We start from the raw sequence: 19,034 nt of genomic DNA, 5'->3' as shown, positions 1-19,034 counted from the left end.
TTTGGTTATAACTCCTTGATTTCCAGTTAGCCTCCGCGGTTTATGCACTTTTATCACTGGCTGGCACGAACCCTGCAATCTACATTTACAGCGCAAACATTACTTATTATTAACATATAAATAACGAATTATTTACTGTAGAGGTCGCTATGTCTCAGCCAATTACGCGTGAAAACTTTGATGAATGGATGATACCTGTTTACGCTCCGGCACCGTTTATACCGGTACGTGGCGAAGGTTCGCGCTTGTGGGATCAGCAGGGGAAAGAGTATATCGACTTCGCGGGTGGTATTGCGGTGAACGCGCTGGGCCATGCGCATCCGGAACTGCGTGAGGCGCTGAACGAACAGGCGAGTAAGTTCTGGCATACCGGCAACGGTTACACCAACGAGCCGGTACTGCGACTGGCGAAAAAATTGATCGACGCCACGTTTGCCGATCGCGTTTTCTTTTGTAACTCCGGTGCGGAAGCCAACGAAGCGGCGCTAAAACTGGCGCGTAAATTCGCTCACGACCGCTACGGCAGCCATAAGAGCGGTATCGTGGCGTTTAAAAATGCGTTTCATGGTCGCACGCTGTTTACTGTTAGTGCGGGTGGGCAGCCAGCCTATTCACAGGATTTTGCGCCACTGCCACCAGATATCCGTCATGCTGCATATAACGATATTAACTCTGCCAGCGCGCTGATTGACGACTCTACCTGTGCGGTGATTGTCGAACCCATCCAGGGGGAAGGCGGTGTGGTGCCAGCCAGCAACGCATTTTTACAAGGTCTGCGTGAATTGTGTGATCGCCACAATGCGCTGTTGATTTTTGATGAAGTACAAACCGGCGTCGGGCGCACCGGGGAACTGTATGCCTATATGCACTACGGCGTGACGCCTGATCTGTTAACTACCGCCAAAGCGCTGGGCGGCGGTTTCCCGGTCGGTGCGTTGTTAGCAACCGAAGAGTGCGCCAGCGTGATGACCGTTGGCACTCATGGCACCACCTATGGCGGCAATCCGCTGGCCTCGGCGGTGGCAGGCAAAGTGCTGGAGCTCATCAATACGCCAGAGATGCTTAACGGGGTTAAGCAACGTCACGACTGGTTTGTTGAGCGTCTTAATATTATTAATCACCGCTATGGTTTGTTCAGTGAAGTTCGCGGCTTAGGTTTGCTGATTGGCTGTGTACTGAATGCCGATTACGCCGGACAAGCGAAACAGATCTCTCAGGAGGCGGCGAAAGCGGGCGTGATGGTGCTGATTGCTGGCGGTAATGTGGTGCGTTTTGCGCCTGCGCTCAATGTCAGCGAAGAAGAGGTGACGACCGGACTGGATCGCTTTGCTGCGGCCTGTGAACGCTTTGTGAGCGGAGGTTCATCATGATGGTCATCCGTCCCGTTGAACGCTCAGATGTCTCGGCGCTGATGCAGCTTGCCAGCAAAACGGGCGGCGGCCTGACGTCGCTTCCCGCCAATGAAGCCACGCTTTCGGCGCGTATCGAAAGGGCAATCAAAACCTGGCAAGGCGAACTGCCCAAAAGTGAGCAGGGCTATGTGTTCGTGCTGGAAGATAGCGAGACAGGCACCGTGGCGGGGATTTGTGCCATTGAGGTGGCAGTTGGGCTGAACGATCCCTGGTACAACTATCGCGTCGGCACGCTGGTTCACGCTTCGAAAGAGCTGAATGTCTATAACGCGCTGCCGACGCTGTTTCTCAGTAACGATCACACCGGCAGCAGCGAGCTGTGCACGCTGTTTCTCGACCCGGACTGGCGCAAAGAGGGCAACGGCTATTTGCTGTCGAAATCGCGCTTTATGTTTATGGCGGCTTTTCGCGACAAGTTTAATGACAAAGTGGTTGCTGAAATGCGCGGGGTGATTGACGAACACGGCTATTCACCGTTCTGGCAAAGCCTCGGTAAACGCTTCTTTTCGATGGATTTTAGCCGCGCCGATTTTCTCTGCGGCACCGGGCAAAAGGCATTTATTGCAGAACTGATGCCGAAACATCCGATCTATACGCACTTTTTATCCCAGGAAGCCCAGGACGTCATCGGTCAGGTACATCCGCAAACCGCGCCTGCCCGCGCGGTGCTGGAGAAAGAAGGTTTTCGCTACCGTAATTATATCGACATCTTCGACGGTGGGCCGACGCTTGAGTGTGACATCGACCGCGTGCGCGCCATCCGTAAAAGTCGGCTGGTGGAAGTGGCAGAAGGGCAGCCTGCGCAGGGCGATTTTCCGGCCTGCCTGGTCGCCAATGAAAATTATCACCATTTCCGCGTGGTGCTGGTGCGTACCGATCCGGCAACCGAGCGTTTGATATTAACCGCCGCACAACTGGATGCCCTGAAATGCCACGCCGGGGATCGCGTTCGTCTGGTGCGCCTGTGCGCAGAGGAGAAAACAGCATGACTTTATGGATTAACGGTGACTGGATAACGGGCCAGGGTGCATCGCGTGTGAAGCGTAATCCGGTATCGGGCGAGGTGTTATGGCAAGGCAATGATGCCGATGCCGTTCAGGTCGGGCAGGCTTGTCGCGCAGCCCGTGCGGCGTTTCCGCGCTGGGCGCGGCTCTCATTTGCTGAACGTCAGGCAGTTGTCGAACGCTTTGCCGGATTGCTGGAAAGCAATAAAGCCGAATTAACCGCAATCATTGCCCGAGAAACCGGCAAGCCGCGCTGGGAAGCGGCAACCGAAGTGACGGCGATGATCAATAAAATCGCGATTTCAATTAAGGCGTATCACGTTCGTACCGGCGAGCAGCGTAGTGAAATGCCGGACGGCGCGGCGAGCCTGCGACATCGCCCGCACGGCGTGCTGGCGGTGTTTGGGCCGTATAATTTCCCTGGTCATTTGCCGAACGGACATATCGTTCCGGCATTGCTGGCAGGTAACACCATTATCTTTAAATCCAGCGAACTGACACCGTGGAGTGGCGAAGCGGTAATGCGTTTATGGCAGCAGGCTGGCTTGCCGCCGGGCGTGCTGAACCTGGTGCAGGGCGGGCGTGAAACGGGTCAGGCGCTGAGTGCGCTGGAGGATCTCGACGGTTTGCTGTTTACCGGTAGCGCCAATACCGGCTACCAGCTGCATCGCCAGCTCTCCGGTCAGCCGGAGAAAATTCTCGCCCTTGAGATGGGCGGTAATAACCCGCTAATTATCGATGAGGCGGCGGATATCGATGCCGCTGTCCATCTGACCATTCAGTCGGCATTTGTCACTGCCGGGCAACGCTGCACCTGCGCCCGCCGTTTATTGTTGAAAAGTGGAGCGCAGGGCGATGCATTTCTTGCCCGCCTGGTTGCCGTCAGCCAAAGGTTAACGCCGGGCAACTGGGACGACGAACCGCAGCCGTTTATTGGCGGGCTGATTTCTGAGCAGGCCGCACAGCAGGTGGTTACCGCCTGGCAGGAACTGGAAGCGATGGGCGGACGGACGCTGCTTGCGCCACGTTTACTGCGCGCAGGAACATCGCTGTTGACGCCGGGGATTATTGAAATGACGGGTGTTGCAGGCGTGCCGGATGAAGAAGTGTTCGGGCCGCTATTGCGCGTCTGGCGTTACGACACCTTCGATGAGGCGATCAGGATGGCGAACAACACCCGCTTTGGCCTCTCTTGCGGTCTGGTTTCCCCCGAGCGGGAAAAATTCGATCAACTGTTGCTGGAGGCGCGGGCGGGGATTGTTAACTGGAACAAACCGCTTACCGGCGCTGCCAGTACCGCGCCATTCGGCGGCATTGGCGCTTCCGGTAACCATCGCCCCAGCGCCTGGTATGCCGCAGATTACTGCGCCTGGCCGATGGCGAGCCTGGAGTCGGACTCGTTAACTTTGCCCGCAACGCTTAACCCCGGGCTGGATTTTTCCGATGAGGTGGTGCGATGAACGCCTGGGAAGTTAATTTCGACGGGCTGGTAGGGCTGACGCATCATTACGCGGGCTTGTCGTTTGGTAATAAAGCCTCTACCCGTCACCGTTTTCAGGTCTCTAACCCGCGACTGGCGGCGAAACAGGGCTTACTGAAAATGAAAACCCTTGCCGATGCGGGATTCCCCCAGGCCGTGATCCCGCCGCACGAGCGTCCGTTTATTCCGGTGCTGCGTCAGTTGGGATTCAGTGGTAGCGATGAGCAGGTACTGGAAAAAGTTGCACGCCAGGCACCGCACTGGCTTTCCAGCGTCAGCTCCGCTTCGCCAATGTGGGTAGCCAATGCGGCAACGATCGCGCCATCTGCCGATACGCTGGATGGCAAAGTGCATCTCACCGTTGCTAACCTGAACAATAAATTTCACCGTTCGCTGGAAGCGCCCGTCACTGAATCGCTGTTAAAAGCGATTTTTAACGACGAAGAGAAATTTAGTGTCCATTCGGCGTTGCCGCAGGTAGCCTTGCTCGGTGATGAGGGGGCGGCAAACCACAATCGTCTCGGCGGTCATTACGGTGAACCGGGTATGCAACTTTTTGTCTACGGGCGAGAAGAAGGCAATGATACCCGGCCTTCCCGCTATCCGGCGCGGCAGACTCGCGAAGCCAGCGAGGCGGTGGCAAGGCTGAATCAGGTGAATCCCCAACAGGTGATTTTCGCCCAGCAAAACCCGGACGTTATCGACCAGGGCGTTTTTCATAATGACGTGATTGCTGTGAGTAACCGCCAGGTGCTGTTTTGCCACCAACAGGCGTTCGCTCGCCAGTCACAGTTACTGGCAAACCTGCGTGCTCGGGTCAATAGCTTTATGGCAATAGAGGTGCCCACGGCGCAGGTTTCCGTGTCGGATGCGGTGTCTACATATCTGTTCAACAGCCAACTGCTGAGCCGCGATGATGGTTCCATGATGTTGGTGCTGCCTCAGGAGTGTCGGGAACACGCCGGAGTATGGGGTTATCTCAATGAACTCCTTGCCGCTGACAACCCGATTAGCGAACTAAAAGTCTTTGATTTACGTGAAAGCATGGCGAATGGCGGCGGCCCGGCGTGCCTGCGGTTGCGGGTGGTATTGACAGAAGAAGAACGCCGGGCGGTGAATCCGGCGGTGATGATGAACGATACCTTGTTTAATGCGCTCAATGACTGGGTGGATCGTTACTACCGCGATCGTCTTACTGCTGCCGATCTGGCCGACCCGCAATTGCTGCGCGAAGGGCGGGAAGCACTGGATGTATTGAGCCAATTACTGAATCTCGGTTCGGTTTATCCGTTCCAGCGCGAGGGAGGGGGCAATGGATAATTTTCTTGCTCTGACCTTAACGAGTAAAAAACCGGTTATCACCGAGCGAGAAATCAACGGTGTTCGCTGGCGCTGGCTGGGCGATGGTGTGCTGGAACTGACGCCATTAACGCCACCGCAAGGCGCACTGGTGATTTCAGCGGGAATACACGGTAATGAGACGGCACCTGTGGAGATGCTGGACGCGTTGCTTGGCGCGATATCTCACGGCGAGATCCCGTTACGTTGGCGGTTGCTGGTGATCCTCGGGAATCCTCCTGCGCTGAAGCAAGGGAAACGTTATTGCCATAGCGATATGAACCGAATGTTTGGCGGTCGTTGGCAGCTATTTGCTGAAAGCGGAGAAACCTGTCGGGCGCGCGAACTGGAACAGTGCCTGGAAGATTTTTATGACCAGGGCAAAGAATCTGTGCGCTGGCACCTTGATCTACATACCGCAATTCGTGGCTCCTTGCATCCGCAGTTCGGTGTATTACCGCAACGCGACATTCCCTGGGACGAGAAATTTCTGACGTGGCTGGGTGCGGCGGGGCTGGAGGCGCTGGTGTTCCATCAGGAGCCTGGTGGTACGTTTACCCATTTCAGCGCCAGACATTTTGGCGCGCTGGCCTGTACGCTGGAACTTGGCAAAGCGTTGCCCTTTGGGCAAAACGATCTTCGCCAGTTTGCAGTAACTGCCAGCGCAATTGCTGCGCTGCTATCTGGTGAGAGTATCGGTATCGTGAGAACACCGCCGCTCCGTTATCGGGTGGTTTCGCAAATTACTCGCCACTCGCCGTCCTTCGAAATGCATATGGCAAGTGACACGCTGAATTTTATGCCGTTTGAGAAAGGAACATTGCTGGCGCAGGACGGAGAGGAACGTTTTACCGTAACCCATGATGTAGAGTATGTGTTATTCCCTAATCCGTTGGTAGCGTTGGGATTACGCGCGGGATTAATGCTCGAAAAAATAAGCTAATACTTACCCGCAGAAATCATTCTGCGGGTATTAAGTTGCTTTCTTATAAATTAATACAGATTAATCCTGGTTATTTGCTTTATTTATCACCAGTCATCCGGTATAGTTCTTCATAATCTCTGCAAAATCATCGTGTTGTAATATTCGCTCATCACTCTCCATCAAATTTTCTTTTTTTCTCCATAATTGGCGCAAAAGTGTTTTTTACACTTTCATTGTTTTACCGTTGCTCTGATTAATTGACGCTAAAGTCAGTAAAGTTAATCTCGTCAACACGGCACGCTACTTAAGAAAGCCGTAATAAATAACTGAAAGGAAGGATATAGAATATGCGTAAATTAACTGCACTGTTTGTTGCCTCTACCCTGGCTCTTGGCGCGGCTAACCTGGCCCATGCCGCAGACACCACTACCGCAGCACCGGCTGACGCGAAGCCGATGATGCACCATAAAGGCAAGTTCGGTCCGCATCAGGACATGATGTTCAAAGACCTGAACCTGACCGACGCGCAAAAACAGCAGATCCGCGAAATCATGAAAGGCCAGCGTGACCAGATGAAACGTCCGCCGCTGGAAGAACGCCGCGCAATGCATGACATCATTGCCAGCGATACCTTCGATAAAGCAAAAGCTGAAGCGCAGATCGCAAAAATGGAAGAACAGCGCAAAGCTAACATGCTGGCGCACATGGAAACCCAGAACAAAATTTACAACATCCTGACGCCGGAACAGAAAAAGCAATTTAATACTAATTTTGAGAAGCGTCTGACAGAACGTCCAGCGGCAAAAGGTAAAATGCCTGCAACTGCTGAATAATCTTTCAGCCAAAAAACTTAAGACCGCCGGTCTTGTCCACTACCTTGCAGTAATGCGGTGGACAGGATCGGCGGTTTTCTTTTCTCTTCTCAAACAGTTGTAAAAAAAGCCTGATCACCACTAACGTAAATCACCCGAGTTGCCGATAACCATCCACGGTTACCTGAACGATAACAATGAAAAGAACGGGCCGGGAGTGAGTATGGAATACTTTGATATGCGTAAAATGTCGGTGAATCTGTGGCGAAATGCTGCCGGTGAAACGCGCGAAATTTGCACTTTCCCACCGGCAAAACGTGATTTTTACTGGCGTGCCAGCATTGCATCCATCGCGGCGAATGGGGAGTTTTCTTTGTTTCCCGGTATGGAAAGGATAGTGACGTTGCTGGAAGGCGGCGAGATGTTCCTTGAAAGCGCAGACCGCTTTAACCATACCTTAAAACCGTTACAGCCTTTTGCCTTTGCGGCGGACCAGGTGGTAAAAGCGAAACTGACGGCAGGGCAGATGTCGATGGATTTCAATATTATGACGCGCCTGGATGTCTGTAAGGCGAAAGTCAGAATTGCCGAACGTACGTTTACTACCTTTGGCTCACGCGGCGGGGTGGTGTTTGTGATTAACGGGGCGTGGCAACTGGGCGACAAACTGCTCACTACCGACCAGGGCGCGTGCTGGTTCGATGGCAGGCACACCCTGCGGCTTTTACAACCGCAAGGTAAACTGTTGTTCAGTGAAATCAACTGGCTCGCTGGTCATTCGCCGGATCAAGTTCAGTAATTTCATAGTTACCGGAAAGCAGCGGCTTACAAAGAATTTTATAACCGTCGTGATCAAACCCGGCGGGTGTCCGAATTAACGTTGTCGCTTCTTCCAGCGAATTAACCGCCCCCAGCCACAGCCAGTTTTGAATAATATGATATTGAGTCATTTCCGGGTGCTGTTCTTTCAGCGCCACCGCCCCTTGCCAAGGCCAACACACCACCCGCAAACGCTCCAGAGACTGGCGCAAGCGTAGCGCATGTTCCTCATGGCTCTCTTTACCGCAGCATGCTCCGGCGCAACGTTTTAGCGCTGAACGAAAACATGCACGACCGCGACTTAACGGTTCCAGTCCCAGCAGGCCATAACAAAGTTTTTGTTCATCAGCGATGGTCTGCAATGCTTGCAAAGCTGCGCGCCTATTGGCAAACAGGCCAAACAGGTTGGGGGCTTGTGAAAAATCCACCTCTTTGGCATACACCACATCGACGCGCTTTTCATTTAATTGCAGGGCACAGAGCTGGCGATTGCGGCGCAACCGTTTATTAAACAGCGGCTGTTGTTCTTTGATTAATCGCGCTTCAAGGAGCAGAGCGCCGATTTCGCCTGCGGTGCAGATCCAGCTAATTCGCCGGGATTGCCGTAGCATGGCGGCTTCATCCGGGGTGCGTAAATGAGAAAGCACCCGACTGCGGATATTAACGCTTTTGCCGATATAGAGCGGCATGGTGTCACTTTCGCCATGAAACAGATACACCCCTGGTCGGGTGGGTAAGTCATTAAGGAATGAACGTAAATGTTCGGGATATTCATAAATTGCCGCAGCTTCAAATTCGAGCCGCGGAGAAGTTAAACGCCGTACCACTGTTGACTCCGAATGCTGGTTATCTATCCAGTGTAACAGGCGGGAAGCGATTAAAAAAGAGGCGGGTCGATGACAAAGGTTACACCGTCTGACGTGCTACGCCTGTCAGGCCTATTCGACTCCTGCAATGTATTGAATTTGCATAGTTTTGTAGGTCGAATAAGGCGTTCACGCCGCATCCGGCGTGAACAAATTACTCTTTTTCGCACAATCCAATATGTGCAAATTATTACTTTTTCCAGAAATCATCGAAAACGGTAATTGGCGGACGGCGTTTATGTTCGGTTTTCAGATACCAGTTCTCTATTGTTCTGGCGACCTGTTGAGGTACGTTTTTCCCTTCCAGATAGTCGTCGATATTGTCATAGGTCACGCCGAGTGCCACTTCATCTGGCAGAGAAGGGCGATCATCTTCCAGATCGGCCGTTGGCGCTTTCTTATAAAGGTGTTCCGGGCAACCTAATGCCGCCAGTAACTGTTTACCCTGACGTTTGTTGAGACGATACAGCGGATTAATGTCCGTACCGCCGTCACCATATTTAGTGAAGAATCCGGTAATGGCTTCTGCTGCATGATCGGTGCCCACCACGACACCGCTGGTCATACCCGCAATGCTATATTGTGCTTTCATCCGCTCACGCGCTTTTTCATTGCCACGGACAAAATCGCTCAGTTCAATGCCTGCTTCCCGCAATGCCTGCTCGCTAGCCAATACCGCGCCCTTGATATTAACGGTTAATACGCGATCCGGTTGAATAAAGGCAATGGCATCCTGGCAATCTTGTTCGTCGGCCTGAACACCATAGGGCAGGCGTACGGCAATAAATTGCAGTGATTCGTTGCCGGTTTCCTGGCGCAGCTCATTAATCGCCATCTGGCACAGCTTTCCGGCAAGCGTGGAGTCCTGACCGCCGCTGATCCCGAGCACCAGTGATTTAATGAACGGATAAGTTCGTAGGTAGCTTTTCAGAAAATCGACACTACGACGAATTTCCTCTTCGGCATTAATCTGCGGTTTTGCGCCCAGCGCCTTTATTATTTGTTGTTGCAATGTCATTGAACCCCTCCAGACAGAAAAGACAAAACTTCCTTAAAGCTAACCCGTTGCCACTGAAACGACAAGCGACAGCGGGCTGAATGGTGGTTAAAACGTCATACAGGAATCCTCTGAAAGCGGAGCCGTTTCGTTCATGGGCTTGAAAAAGCGCCCAATGTATTCCAGGCTTATCTAACACGCTGATAAACAAGAGGACGGAATATGAACAAGAATATGGCAGGAATTCTGAGTGCAGCGGCGGTATTAACCATGCTGACGGGTTGTACGGCTTATGATCGTACCAAAGACCAGTTTGTACAGCCTGTGGTGAAAGACGTCAAAAAAGGCATGAGCCGGGCGCAGGTTGCACAAATTGCGGGTAAACCTTCGTCTGAAGTGAGCATGATCCATGCTCGTGGTACTTGCCAGACCTACATCCTGGGTCAACGTGATGGTAAAGCAGAAACCTACTTTGTCGCGTTAGATGATACCGGACATGTCATCAACTCCGGTTATCAGACCTGTGCTGAATACGACACTGATCCACAGGCTGCGAAGTAATCACTTCGTCTGAAAGCTTGAGTAACAACGGAAACCGGCCATTGCGCCGGTTTTTTTTTGGCCTGAGTTCTTAATTATCTTCGCGAATTATTTGCCCGAAATGTGAAGAGGGTCATAACCGCAGGTCAAGGAGAGACAATTTATAAGGTCAAAGAAATACTATTGCTCAGGTCTATACCGTATACTCCTTTCAGCCACAAAAAAAGTCATGTTGGTTTCGCAAGTTACCCAGAGCATGGAAGCAGGTTAAGGCTTGCGGAGTGTCTGGCTGACAGATAATCGTCGATGAGGGCAGTTTTATGGAAAAGAAACACATTTATCTGTTTTGTTCTGCGGGCATGTCTACCTCTTTACTGGTATCAAAAATGCGCGCACAGGCAGAAAAATATGAAGTTCCGGTCATTATTGAAGCATTTCCGGAAACACTGGCTGGTGAAAAAGGTCAGAATGCCGATGTCGTGTTATTAGGGCCGCAGATTGCTTATATGTTGCCCGAAATCCAGCGTTTGTTACCCAACAAACCGGTTGAAGTAATTGACTCGCTGCTTTATGGCAAAGTCGATGGTTTAGGCGTGCTTAAGGCTGCGGTTGCAGCGATTAAAAAAGCCGCAGCAAATTAATTTATTTTAAATTTTCCCGTCAAAGAGTTATTTCATAAATCAATACCGCAATATTTAAATTGCGGTTTTTAAGGGTATTTTTCTATGAGTAATGTTATTGCATCGCTTGAAAAGGTACTCCTCCCTTTTGCAGTTAAAATAGGAAAGCAGCCACACGTTAATGCAATCAAAAATGGCTTTATTCGCTTAATGCCGTTAACCCTTGCGGGGGCCATGTTTGTATTAATTAACAACGTTTTTCTAAGCTTTGGGGAGGGGTCGTTTTTTTATTCCTTAGGTATTCGCCTCGACGCCTCAACCATTGAAACACTTAATGGTCTGAAAGGTATTGGCGGCAACGTATATAACGGAACATTAGGGATAATGTCTTTAATGGCACCGTTCTTTATTGGCATGGCGCTGGCAGAAGAGCGTAAAGTCGATGCGCTGGCGGCTGGGTTGTTATCCGTTGCAGCATTTATGACCGTCACCCCATATAGTGTCGGTGAGGCCTATGCGGTTGGCGCAAACTGGTTAGGTGGGGCGAATATCATCTCCGGGATTATTATTGGCCTGGTGGTGGCAGAAATGTTTACCTTTATTGTCCGCCGCAATTGGGTCATTAAACTGCCCGACAGCGTACCTGCTTCAGTATCGCGTTCCTTCTCGGCATTAATTCCCGGCTTTATTATTCTTTCCGTGATGGGGATTATTGCCTGGGCGTTGAATACCTGGGGCACCAACTTCCATCAGATCATTATGGATACCATCTCAACCCCACTGGCATCGTTGGGTAGCGTGGTGGGCTGGGCCTATGTGATCTTTGTTCCACTGCTCTGGTTCTTCGGTATTCATGGCGCGCTGGCGCTGACCGCACTGGACAACGGCATTATGACGCCGTGGGCGCTGGAAAATATCGCGACCTATCAGCAATATGGTTCCGTCGAAGCGGCGCTGGCAGCCGGTAAGACCTTCCATATCTGGGCCAAGCCGATGCTGGACTCCTTTATTTTCCTTGGGGGCAGTGGTGCGACTTTAGGCCTGATCCTGGCTATCTTTATCGCCTCTCGCCGTGCTGATTATCGTCAGGTGGCAAAACTGGCGCTGCCGTCCGGCATCTTCCAGATTAACGAACCGATTCTGTTTGGTCTGCCAATTATCATGAACCCGGTGATGTTTATCCCGTTTGTACTGGTACAACCGATTCTGGCGGCAATCACCCTGGCAGCGTACTACATGGGCATTATTCCTCCGGTGACCAATATTGCACCGTGGACCATGCCAACCGGTCTGGGAGCCTTCTTTAACACCAACGGTAGCGTCGCCGCATTGCTGGTTGCACTCTTCAACCTTGGTATCGCAACGTTAATTTATCTGCCCTTTGTTGTGGTGGCTAACAAAGCACAAAACGCGATTGATAAAGAAGAGAGCGAAGAAGATATCGCTAACGCCCTGAAATTTTAATCGATGCCGGTACGGGTAATCGTGCCGGTAAGAATAGAGAGGAACGATGTATGATGGATCTCGATAATATTCCCGATACGCAAACGGAAGCTGAAGAGCTGGAAGAAGTGGTGATGGGGCTTATCATCAACTCCGGACAAGCGCGCAGCCTGGCGTATGCGGCACTGAAACAGGCGAAGCAGGGCGATTTTGCCGCAGCAAAAGCCATGATGGATCAGTCACGGATGGCATTGAATGAAGCGCATCTGGTACAGACGAAACTGATTGAAGGCGATGCGGGCGAAGGTAAGATGAAAGTGAGTCTGGTGCTGGTCCACGCTCAGGATCATTTAATGACGTCCATGCTTGCGCGTGAACTGATTACTGAATTAATTGAGCTTCATGAAAAACTGAAGGCATAAGGAGTCGATGATGCAGCCAGTGATTAACGCGCCGGAAATTGCCACTGCCCGAGAACAGCAGTTGTTTAATGGCAAAAACTTCCATGTGTTTATCTATAACAAAACTGAGAGTATCAGCGGACTGCATCAGCACGACTATTATGAATTTACTCTGGTATTAACCGGGCGTTATTTCCAGGAGATTAACGGTAAGCGCGTGTTACTGGAACGGGGCGATTTTGTTTTTATTCCGTTAGGTTCGCACCATCAAAGTTTTTATGAGTTTGGTGCCACGCGTATATTGAACGTTGGGATCAGTAAACGCTTTTTTGAGCAGCATTACCTGCCGTTGTTGCCTTATTGCTTTGTCGCTTCGCAGGTATACCGGACCAATAACGCTTTTCTCACCTATGTGGAAACAGTGATTTCTTCATTGAATTTCCGCGAAACAGGGCTGGAAGAGTTTGTTGAGATGGTTACTTTTTATGTCATTAACCGTTTACGTCATTACCGCGAAGAACAGGTGATTGATGATGTACCGCAGTGGCTGAAAAGTACGGTAGAAAAGATGCATGATAAAGAGCAGTTTAGTGAATCGGCGCTGGAGAATATGGTGACGTTGTCAGCCAAATCACAGGAATATTTGACGCGAGCGACTCAACGATATTATGGCAAAACGCCAATGCAGATTATTAATGAAATCCGTATTAATTTTGCCAAAAAACAACTGGAAATGACCAACTATTCAGTGACGGATATTGCGTTTGAGGCCGGTTATAGTAGCCCGAGTTTGTTTATTAAAACGTTTAAGAAATTAACGTCCTTTACGCCTAAGAGCTATCGTAAGAAATTGACTGAATTTAATCAGTAAGTCGTTATACCTGACAATTCACATATCTGTCCTGTTGCTGGGTTATTTATGTCCGGGGGGCAGATATGCCAGATATCAGTATTCTGTACTGAAGGGAGAAATTATGAGCCAGAAATTAAAAGTCGTCACTATTGGTGGCGGGAGCAGCTATACCCCGGAGTTACTGGAAGGATTTATTAAGCGTTATCACGAATTGCCGGTCAGCGAATTATGGCTGGTGGATGTCGAAGGTGGCAAAGCTAAACTGGATATTATTTTCGATCTCTGCCAACGGATGATTGATAACGCTGGCGTCCCGATGAAGGTTTATAAAACGCTGGATCGCCGCGAAGCATTGAAAGATGCTGATTTCGTTACTACCCAACTGCGCGTAGGCCAATTACCGGCGCGCGAACTGGATGAACGTATTCCATTAAGTCATGGTTATCTTGGTCAGGAAACCAACGGCGCGGGCGGTCTGTTTAAAGGTCTGCGTACCATTCCGGTGATTTTTGACATCGTAAAAGATGTCGAAGAACTTTGTCCGAATGCATGGGTGATTAACTTCACTAACCCGGCGGGAATGGTCACTGAAGCCGTTTATCGTCATACCGGATTTAAACGCTTTATCGGCGTGTGTAATATTCCGATCGGCATGAAGATGTTTATTCGCGATGTTCTGATGCTGAAAGACAGCGATGATTTATCTATCGATCTTTTCGGCCTCAACCATATGGTGTTCATTAAGGATGTGCTGGTAAATGGCAAGTCGCGCTTTGCCGAATTGCTTGATGGTGTGGCATCCGGGCAGTTAAAAGCATCTGGCGTTAAAAATATTTTCGATCTGCCATTTAGCGAAGGCTTAATTCGTTCTCTGAATCTGTTGCCGTGTTCTTATTTGCTTTATTACTTCAAGCAAAAAGAGATGCTGGCTATTGAAATGGGCGAATACTACAAAGGCGGCGCACGAGCGCAGGTAGTACAGAAAGTCGAGAAACAACTTTTTGAGCTGTATAAAAACCCGGAGTTGAAAGTTAAGCCGAAAGAACTGGAACAGCGCGGTGGGGCTTATTACTCTGATGCAGCGTGCGAAGTGATCAACGCTATCTACAACGACAAGCAAGCAGAACATTACGTTAATATCCCGCATCATGGGCATATTGATAATATTCCGGCAGACTGGGCGGTAGAAATGACCTGTAAGCTGGGGCGCGATGGCGCGACGCCACATCCGCGCATTACGCATTTCGATGATAAAGTGATGGGGCTGATTCACACCATTAAAGGCTTCGAGATTGCTGCCAGCAACGCCGCACTTAGCGGAGAATTTAACGATGTGTTACTGGCGCTAAACCTTAGTCCGTTGGTGCATTCCGATCGCGATGCTGAGCTGCTGGCACGCGAGATGATTCTGGCGCACGAGAAATGGCTGCCAAATTTTGCCGACTGCATCGCAGAGCTTAAAAAAGCACATTAACCGAGGCTGATTATGGAACGCTTACTGATTGTTAATGCCGATGATTTTGGCTTAAGCAAAGGTCAGAACTACGGCATTATCGAGGCCTGTCGCAATGGGGTTGTCACATCGACGACGGCGCTGGTGAATGGGCAGGCTATTGACCATGCGGTGCAGTTGAGTCGTGATGAACCGAGTCTGGCCATAGGGATGCACTTTGTCCTTACTATGGGCAAGCCACTGACAGCTATGCCGGGGTTAACCCGCGATGGTGTGCTGGGAAAATGGATCTGGCAGTTGGCAGAAGAAGATGCTTTACCGCTGGAAGAAATTACTCAGGAGCTTGCCAGTCAGTATTTGCGTTTCATTGAGCTATTTGGACGCAAACCTACGCATCTTGATAGCCATCATCATGTGCATATGTTCCCGCAGATTGTCCCTATTGTTGCCAGGTTTGCGGCTGAAGAGGGGATTGCGTTGCGCATCGACCGTCAGCCGCTATCTAACGCTGGTGATTTACCGGCTAATCTGCGCAGTTCGCACGGATTCAGTAGCGCGTTTTATGGTGAAGAGATTAGCGAGGCACTGTTCCTGCAAGTGCTTGATGATTCCAGCCATCGCGGGGAACGCTCGCTGGAAGTCATGTGCCATCCGGCGTTTGTCGATAATACGATTCGCCAGAGTGCTTACTGTTTCCCACGGTTAACGGAGCTGGAAGTGCTGACATCAGCGTCGTTGAAATATGCAATTGCTGAGCGTGGTTATCGGTTGGGTAGTTATCTTGATGTGTAAGTAAGGTGGTAAGGTCACTCCCCAGGGGACGTGACCTTATCCATATTTACGCCGGAATTTTGTCAATCTTAGGAATGCGTGACCACACGCGGTGTGCTGCCATCAGCGTTAACAGTTCATCCATAAAACTACCGTCGGCGCTGTCAGCTTCCACAATCCCTTCTTCACCCTGGTCAGCGACCTTGATTGTTGCTTTAAACTTGCGCGCGTCTCCCGCCAGCGCAATCGGTTTAAGGTGTTTGTAGGCTTCCATCAGGTAGTAGTTGGCATCGCCATTGTCAGCGATATCCGCGATATTGCCGCAAGGGACAATGACCGCATCGACCGTCAGCGAAGGCGCACCGGCAAAGGTAGCGGCTATAGGCAACACCGTACCGTCATCCGCAGTCACTTCACCCATTCGGGAGTAGAGCAGTTTTGCATGAACGCCTTTGGCCTTCAGCGCCTTGAGAATGGCCAGAAGGTCTGCCGATCTCACCTCATCATTAAGTAAAATCGCTACCACGCGACCTTTCACATCACCGTCAGGAATGGCGTACAAACTTAAGGATGGATCCTTTTTCAGACCGTTGACGTCCGGAGGTGGGGTGATATTCAGCTGGTCGTCAGTCAGTTCGATACCGAGATTTTTCGCCACCGCCTGGGCCAGAGTGAGATCAATATGCGCCAGCTGGTCAACAACGCGCTCACGAATATACGGACGAACGACTTTGCTTAACTCAAAACTGAAACCATCGACAATATGACGCTGCTCGAATGGCGTCTGACTTAGCCAGAACAGACGCGGATGGGAATAATATTCGCCAAAAGATGGACTGCGCTCGCGAACTTTATTTCCTTCCACGCGTTCCTGATATGATTCAAAACCGCCGCGTTTCGGTCCCGGCGGTGTTTCGCGCGGCCAGTTATCGTTGATCGAGTTCGGTTCGTAATTCGCCGGGTTAGTGTCGATCCCCATACGATGCATGCCATCACGCTGGAAGTTGTGGTAAGGGCAGGTCGGACGGTTAATCGGAATCTCATGGAAATTCGGCCCACCAAGACGACTGATTTGTGTATCGGTATAGGAGAACAAACGTCCCTGCAACAGCGGATCGTTGGTGAAGTCCAGTCCCGGCACGATATGCCCAGGATGGAAAGCCGCCTGTTCGTTTTCAGCAAAGAAGTTATCCGGGTTGCGATTGAGCACCATTTTGCCGACACGCTGAACGGGCACCAGTTCTTCTGGGATAAGTTTGGTTGGATCGAGAAGATCGAAGTCGAACTTGAATTCATCTTCTTCAGGAATCAACTGGAAGCCCAGTTCGTATTCCGGAAAATCGCCTGCTTCAATCGCTTCCCACAACTCGCGGCGGTGGAAGTCCGGGTCACGTCCGGTTAGTTTTTGTGCTTCATCCCAAACGAGTGAGGCTTTACCTGCCAGTGGTTTCCAGTGGAAACGTACAAACGTTGCCTTCCCTTCGGCATTAATCAGGCGGAAGGTATGAATACCAAAGCCTTCCATGGTGCGGTAACTGCGGGGGATGCCGCGATCCGACATCGCCCACATCACGTTGTGCAGAGTTTCAGGTTGCAGAGAAACATAATCCCAGAAAGTATCGTGGGCGCTTTGCCCTTGTGGAATTGCCCAGTGTGGTTCTGGTTTTACCGCATGAACAAAATCGGGGAATTTATGCGCATCCTGGATAAAGAAGATTGGCGTGTTATTGCCAACAAGGTCAAAAATACCCTCTTTGGTATAGAATTTGGTGGCAAAGCCACGGATATCACGCACGGTATCGGCAGAGCCAGCACCACCCTGAACGGTAGAGAACCTAACAAATACTGGGGTGATTTTGTTCGGATCTGAGAGGAAATCCGCTTTGGTGATATCGCTTAAGCTTTTATATGGCTGGAAATAACCGTGAGCGGCTGATCCACGTGCATGAACAATACGTTCCGGGATGCGCTCATGGTCAAAGTGGGTGATTTTCTCGCGCAGAATAAAATCTTCCAGCAGCGTTGGACCACGGCTACCGGCACGCAGTGAGTTTTGATCGTCGGCGATGCGCACGCCCTGATTAGTGGTCAGCGCATAATTTTCACTGCCTTTGCGTACGTCTTCCAGAGAATTAAGTTTTTCGTTACGCGTATCAGGGGCTTTCAGGCTCCCTGGGGCGGTAGGTTGTGCACCTGGCGGTGTTGGTTCAGCCGCTGGACGATGAGAGCCGTCCTCAGGTGCCAGTGAGTCCATCCCCGGTTTCGCTTCGCTGGAATCGTGTAGTGGTGACTGGTGCTGATGTGGGTTCTTTTCGTTTTGTTGCGACATTGAACTCGTCTCCTTAATTTATTACTGAAAGGGCCGCTGTTTTGGTCAAAAAACTCTCTAACTATAGACCACCAGCTAGACCCCGCTTCGGAGACTATTCTGGAAACGGTGTTATGAAATACACGCAAAGCGGGACGTACAGGGGCTAAATCGGCTAAACTACAGTTTTTCTGATTTTTAATATGCGTTTAGTGAAGCCAGTAATGAAGAAACCGCTCCGCCAGCAAAACCGCCAGATTATTAGCTATGTCCCACGCACGGAACCCGCGCCGCCAGAACATGCGATAAAGATGGATTCGTTTCGTGATGTCTGGATGCTGCGTGGCAAATATGTTGCGTTTGTACTGATGGGAGAGTCATTTCTGCGCTCACCGGCGTTTACTGTGCCTGAATCCGCCCAGCGTTGGGCAAATCAGATCCGCCAGGAAGGGGAAGTGACTGAGTAAGGATTACGTACCTCCCGGTTTTGCCGGGAGGTACATGGCCTGAAATTTTGTATTTCATTGCTACATTCATTCAAACCACCTGTAACAAAAAGCTGCCTTTGACGATCTATTGCTATAAATAAGTGATCTTTTTTCTTTAATTGTTTATTTATTTTAAAATGGTTAAGTTTTGCTAATCATGATGAGCTATTTTTGATAGTTCATCCTGTGGCGTCGCTCTTAAACTTATATTGTAAATGACTTAGATTTAAATGAGATAATAAATTTGTTAACAATATGAGGCGGGAGATGTTTTCTACAAACTTAATACAGAGTAATTATGGTGATTTAAATATTAAAAGCCTGGCTTTCGACTCTTTTAAAGAAAGGCTGCAGTCTACTATGACAGCACTCACTTTCTTTATATCAACGGGTCAATGTGACTGCGATGAAATAGCAGAATCAAACTTTAATTATATGATTGCCTATATGTCTAACATTAACTATGATGCCTCAAAGCCAAGAGCGCCAGCACTTAGTTTTGAT

Annotated in this window: 18 protein-coding genes and 1 pseudogene; 16 read left to right on the top strand and 3 right to left on the bottom strand. The window is 50.3% G+C overall.

Annotated features, from left to right (window positions below; all coding sequences use genetic code 11):
- Window positions 1–149: 149 nt before the first annotated feature.
- The 7 genes from astC (at window position 150) to ves (ending at window position 7,770) form a co-directional block, all read left to right on the top strand.
- Entirely contained in the window at window positions 150–1,370 is a 1,221-nt protein-coding gene (gene astC / locus OQV04_RS14500) for a succinylornithine/acetylornithine transaminase (RefSeq protein WP_000082006.1), read from the top strand.
- Window positions 1,367–2,401 (top strand): arginine N-succinyltransferase, encoded by a 1,035-nt coding sequence (gene astA / locus OQV04_RS14495; protein ID WP_000989419.1) that lies wholly within the window; start codon window positions 1,367–1,369, stop codon window positions 2,399–2,401. The genes astC and astA overlap by 4 nt, the downstream gene beginning before the upstream one ends.
- Complete coding sequence (astD, locus tag OQV04_RS14490; protein WP_032280992.1) at window positions 2,398–3,876, top strand: succinylglutamate-semialdehyde dehydrogenase; 1,479 nt, start codon at window positions 2,398–2,400, stop codon at window positions 3,874–3,876. The genes astA and astD overlap by 4 nt, the downstream gene beginning before the upstream one ends.
- Complete coding sequence (astB, locus tag OQV04_RS14485) at window positions 3,873–5,216, top strand: N-succinylarginine dihydrolase (protein WP_032280991.1); 1,344 nt, start codon at window positions 3,873–3,875, stop codon at window positions 5,214–5,216. The genes astD and astB overlap by 4 nt, the downstream gene beginning before the upstream one ends.
- Window positions 5,209–6,177: a succinylglutamate desuccinylase gene (astE, locus tag OQV04_RS14480; RefSeq protein ID WP_032280989.1), complete on the top strand. Its 969-nt coding sequence runs from the start codon at window positions 5,209–5,211 to the stop codon at window positions 6,175–6,177. The genes astB and astE overlap by 8 nt, the downstream gene beginning before the upstream one ends.
- 329 nt (window positions 6,178–6,506) lie before the next feature.
- Window positions 6,507–6,992 (top strand): ATP-independent periplasmic protein-refolding chaperone Spy, encoded by a 486-nt coding sequence (spy, locus tag OQV04_RS14475; protein ID WP_332642140.1) that lies wholly within the window; start codon window positions 6,507–6,509, stop codon window positions 6,990–6,992.
- A gap of 202 nt (window positions 6,993–7,194) precedes the next feature.
- Window positions 7,195–7,770, top strand: a complete 576-nt coding sequence (gene ves, locus OQV04_RS14470; RefSeq protein WP_000455601.1) for an environmental stress-induced protein Ves — start codon at window positions 7,195–7,197, stop codon at window positions 7,768–7,770.
- On the opposite strand, the gene cho is transcribed toward ves, so the two are convergent.
- Window positions 7,730–8,617 carry an excinuclease Cho gene (gene cho / locus OQV04_RS14465; protein WP_000252379.1) on the bottom strand — a complete coding sequence of 296 codons (888 nt, stop codon included), beginning with the start codon at window positions 8,615–8,617 and terminating at the stop codon, window positions 7,730–7,732. The genes ves and cho overlap by 41 nt on opposite strands.
- Before the next feature lie 229 nt (window positions 8,618–8,846).
- Window positions 8,847–9,674: an ammonia-dependent NAD(+) synthetase gene (gene nadE, locus OQV04_RS14460; protein ID WP_000175052.1), complete on the bottom strand. Its 828-nt coding sequence runs from the start codon at window positions 9,672–9,674 to the stop codon at window positions 8,847–8,849.
- Between the two features lie 201 nt (window positions 9,675–9,875).
- Between nadE and osmE the strand changes: the two genes are divergently transcribed.
- The 7 genes from osmE (at window position 9,876) to chbG (ending at window position 15,755) form a co-directional block, all read left to right on the top strand.
- On the top strand, window positions 9,876–10,214 hold the full coding sequence (gene osmE, locus OQV04_RS14455) for an osmotically-inducible lipoprotein OsmE (protein ID WP_032280986.1): 339 nt from the start codon (window positions 9,876–9,878) through the stop codon (window positions 10,212–10,214).
- A 299-nt stretch (window positions 10,215–10,513) separates the two neighbouring features.
- Window positions 10,514–10,834 carry a PTS N,N'-diacetylchitobiose transporter subunit IIB gene (gene chbB / locus OQV04_RS14450; protein ID WP_000412169.1) on the top strand — a complete coding sequence of 107 codons (321 nt, stop codon included), beginning with the start codon at window positions 10,514–10,516 and terminating at the stop codon, window positions 10,832–10,834.
- An 84-nt stretch (window positions 10,835–10,918) separates the two neighbouring features.
- Window positions 10,919–12,277: a PTS N,N'-diacetylchitobiose transporter subunit IIC gene (chbC, locus tag OQV04_RS14445; protein ID WP_000073041.1), complete on the top strand. Its 1,359-nt coding sequence runs from the start codon at window positions 10,919–10,921 to the stop codon at window positions 12,275–12,277.
- A gap of 50 nt (window positions 12,278–12,327) precedes the next feature.
- The gene (gene chbA / locus OQV04_RS14440; RefSeq protein ID WP_000968919.1) at window positions 12,328–12,678 is read left to right on the top strand and encodes a PTS N,N'-diacetylchitobiose transporter subunit IIA; all 351 of its coding nucleotides are present in this window, start codon (window positions 12,328–12,330) and stop codon (window positions 12,676–12,678) included.
- Window positions 12,679–12,685: 7 nt separating this feature from the next.
- Window positions 12,686–13,528: a transcriptional regulator ChbR gene (gene chbR, locus OQV04_RS14435; protein WP_000983653.1), complete on the top strand. Its 843-nt coding sequence runs from the start codon at window positions 12,686–12,688 to the stop codon at window positions 13,526–13,528.
- A 103-nt stretch (window positions 13,529–13,631) separates the two neighbouring features.
- Entirely contained in the window at window positions 13,632–14,984 is a 1,353-nt protein-coding gene (gene celF, locus OQV04_RS14430) for a 6-phospho-beta-glucosidase (protein ID WP_088376190.1), read from the top strand.
- Window positions 14,985–14,996: 12 nt separating this feature from the next.
- Window positions 14,997–15,755, top strand: coding sequence for a chitin disaccharide deacetylase (gene chbG, locus OQV04_RS14425; RefSeq protein ID WP_032280984.1), 759 nt, complete (start codon window positions 14,997–14,999; stop codon window positions 15,753–15,755).
- 46 nt (window positions 15,756–15,801) lie between these two features.
- On the opposite strand, the gene katE is transcribed toward chbG, so the two are convergent.
- Complete coding sequence (katE, locus tag OQV04_RS14420; protein WP_032280983.1) at window positions 15,802–18,063, bottom strand: catalase HPII; 2,262 nt, start codon at window positions 18,061–18,063, stop codon at window positions 15,802–15,804.
- Between the two features lie 182 nt (window positions 18,064–18,245).
- On the opposite strand from katE, the gene cedA reads away from it, so the two are divergent.
- Together cedA and ydjO are read left to right on the top strand one after the other, a co-directional pair.
- Complete coding sequence (gene cedA / locus OQV04_RS14415) at window positions 18,246–18,509, top strand: cell division activator CedA (RefSeq protein WP_001241561.1); 264 nt, start codon at window positions 18,246–18,248, stop codon at window positions 18,507–18,509.
- 288 nt (window positions 18,510–18,797) lie between these two features.
- Window positions 18,798–19,034, top strand: a pseudogene (gene ydjO, locus OQV04_RS14410) (protein YdjO); the annotation flags it as partial.

The organism is Escherichia sp. Lx600-2, from assembly GCF_036662595.1.
Classification (GTDB): domain Bacteria; phylum Pseudomonadota; class Gammaproteobacteria; order Enterobacterales; family Enterobacteriaceae; genus Escherichia; species Escherichia coli.
This window is presented reverse-complemented; position numbering and strand designations above follow the sequence as displayed.

Excerpts from the sequence above, each read along its gene's own strand:
- chbG (WP_032280984.1), top strand. The coding sequence starts at position 14,997 with ATGGAACGCTTACTGATTGTTAATGCCGATGATTTTGGCTTAAGCAAA.
- cedA (WP_001241561.1), top strand. The coding sequence starts at position 18,246 with ATGCGTTTAGTGAAGCCAGTAATGAAGAAACCGCTCCGCCAGCAAAAC.
- astD (WP_032280992.1), top strand. The coding sequence starts at position 2,398 with ATGACTTTATGGATTAACGGTGACTGGATAACGGGCCAGGGTGCATCG.
- astB (WP_032280991.1), top strand. The coding sequence starts at position 3,873 with ATGAACGCCTGGGAAGTTAATTTCGACGGGCTGGTAGGGCTGACGCAT.
- chbC (WP_000073041.1), top strand. The coding sequence starts at position 10,919 with ATGAGTAATGTTATTGCATCGCTTGAAAAGGTACTCCTCCCTTTTGCA.
- nadE (WP_000175052.1), bottom strand. The coding sequence starts at position 9,674 with ATGACATTGCAACAACAAATAATAAAGGCGCTGGGCGCAAAACCGCAG.
- chbB (WP_000412169.1), top strand. The coding sequence starts at position 10,514 with ATGGAAAAGAAACACATTTATCTGTTTTGTTCTGCGGGCATGTCTACC.
- osmE (WP_032280986.1), top strand. The coding sequence starts at position 9,876 with ATGAACAAGAATATGGCAGGAATTCTGAGTGCAGCGGCGGTATTAACC.
- astC (WP_000082006.1), top strand. The coding sequence starts at position 150 with ATGTCTCAGCCAATTACGCGTGAAAACTTTGATGAATGGATGATACCT.
- chbR (WP_000983653.1), top strand. The coding sequence starts at position 12,686 with ATGATGCAGCCAGTGATTAACGCGCCGGAAATTGCCACTGCCCGAGAA.
- astE (WP_032280989.1), top strand. The coding sequence starts at position 5,209 with ATGGATAATTTTCTTGCTCTGACCTTAACGAGTAAAAAACCGGTTATC.
- katE (WP_032280983.1), bottom strand. The coding sequence starts at position 18,063 with ATGTCGCAACAAAACGAAAAGAACCCACATCAGCACCAGTCACCACTA.
- ves (WP_000455601.1), top strand. The coding sequence starts at position 7,195 with ATGGAATACTTTGATATGCGTAAAATGTCGGTGAATCTGTGGCGAAAT.
- chbA (WP_000968919.1), top strand. The coding sequence starts at position 12,328 with ATGATGGATCTCGATAATATTCCCGATACGCAAACGGAAGCTGAAGAG.
- celF (WP_088376190.1), top strand. The coding sequence starts at position 13,632 with ATGAGCCAGAAATTAAAAGTCGTCACTATTGGTGGCGGGAGCAGCTAT.
- astA (WP_000989419.1), top strand. The coding sequence starts at position 1,367 with ATGATGGTCATCCGTCCCGTTGAACGCTCAGATGTCTCGGCGCTGATG.
- spy (WP_332642140.1), top strand. The coding sequence starts at position 6,507 with ATGCGTAAATTAACTGCACTGTTTGTTGCCTCTACCCTGGCTCTTGGC.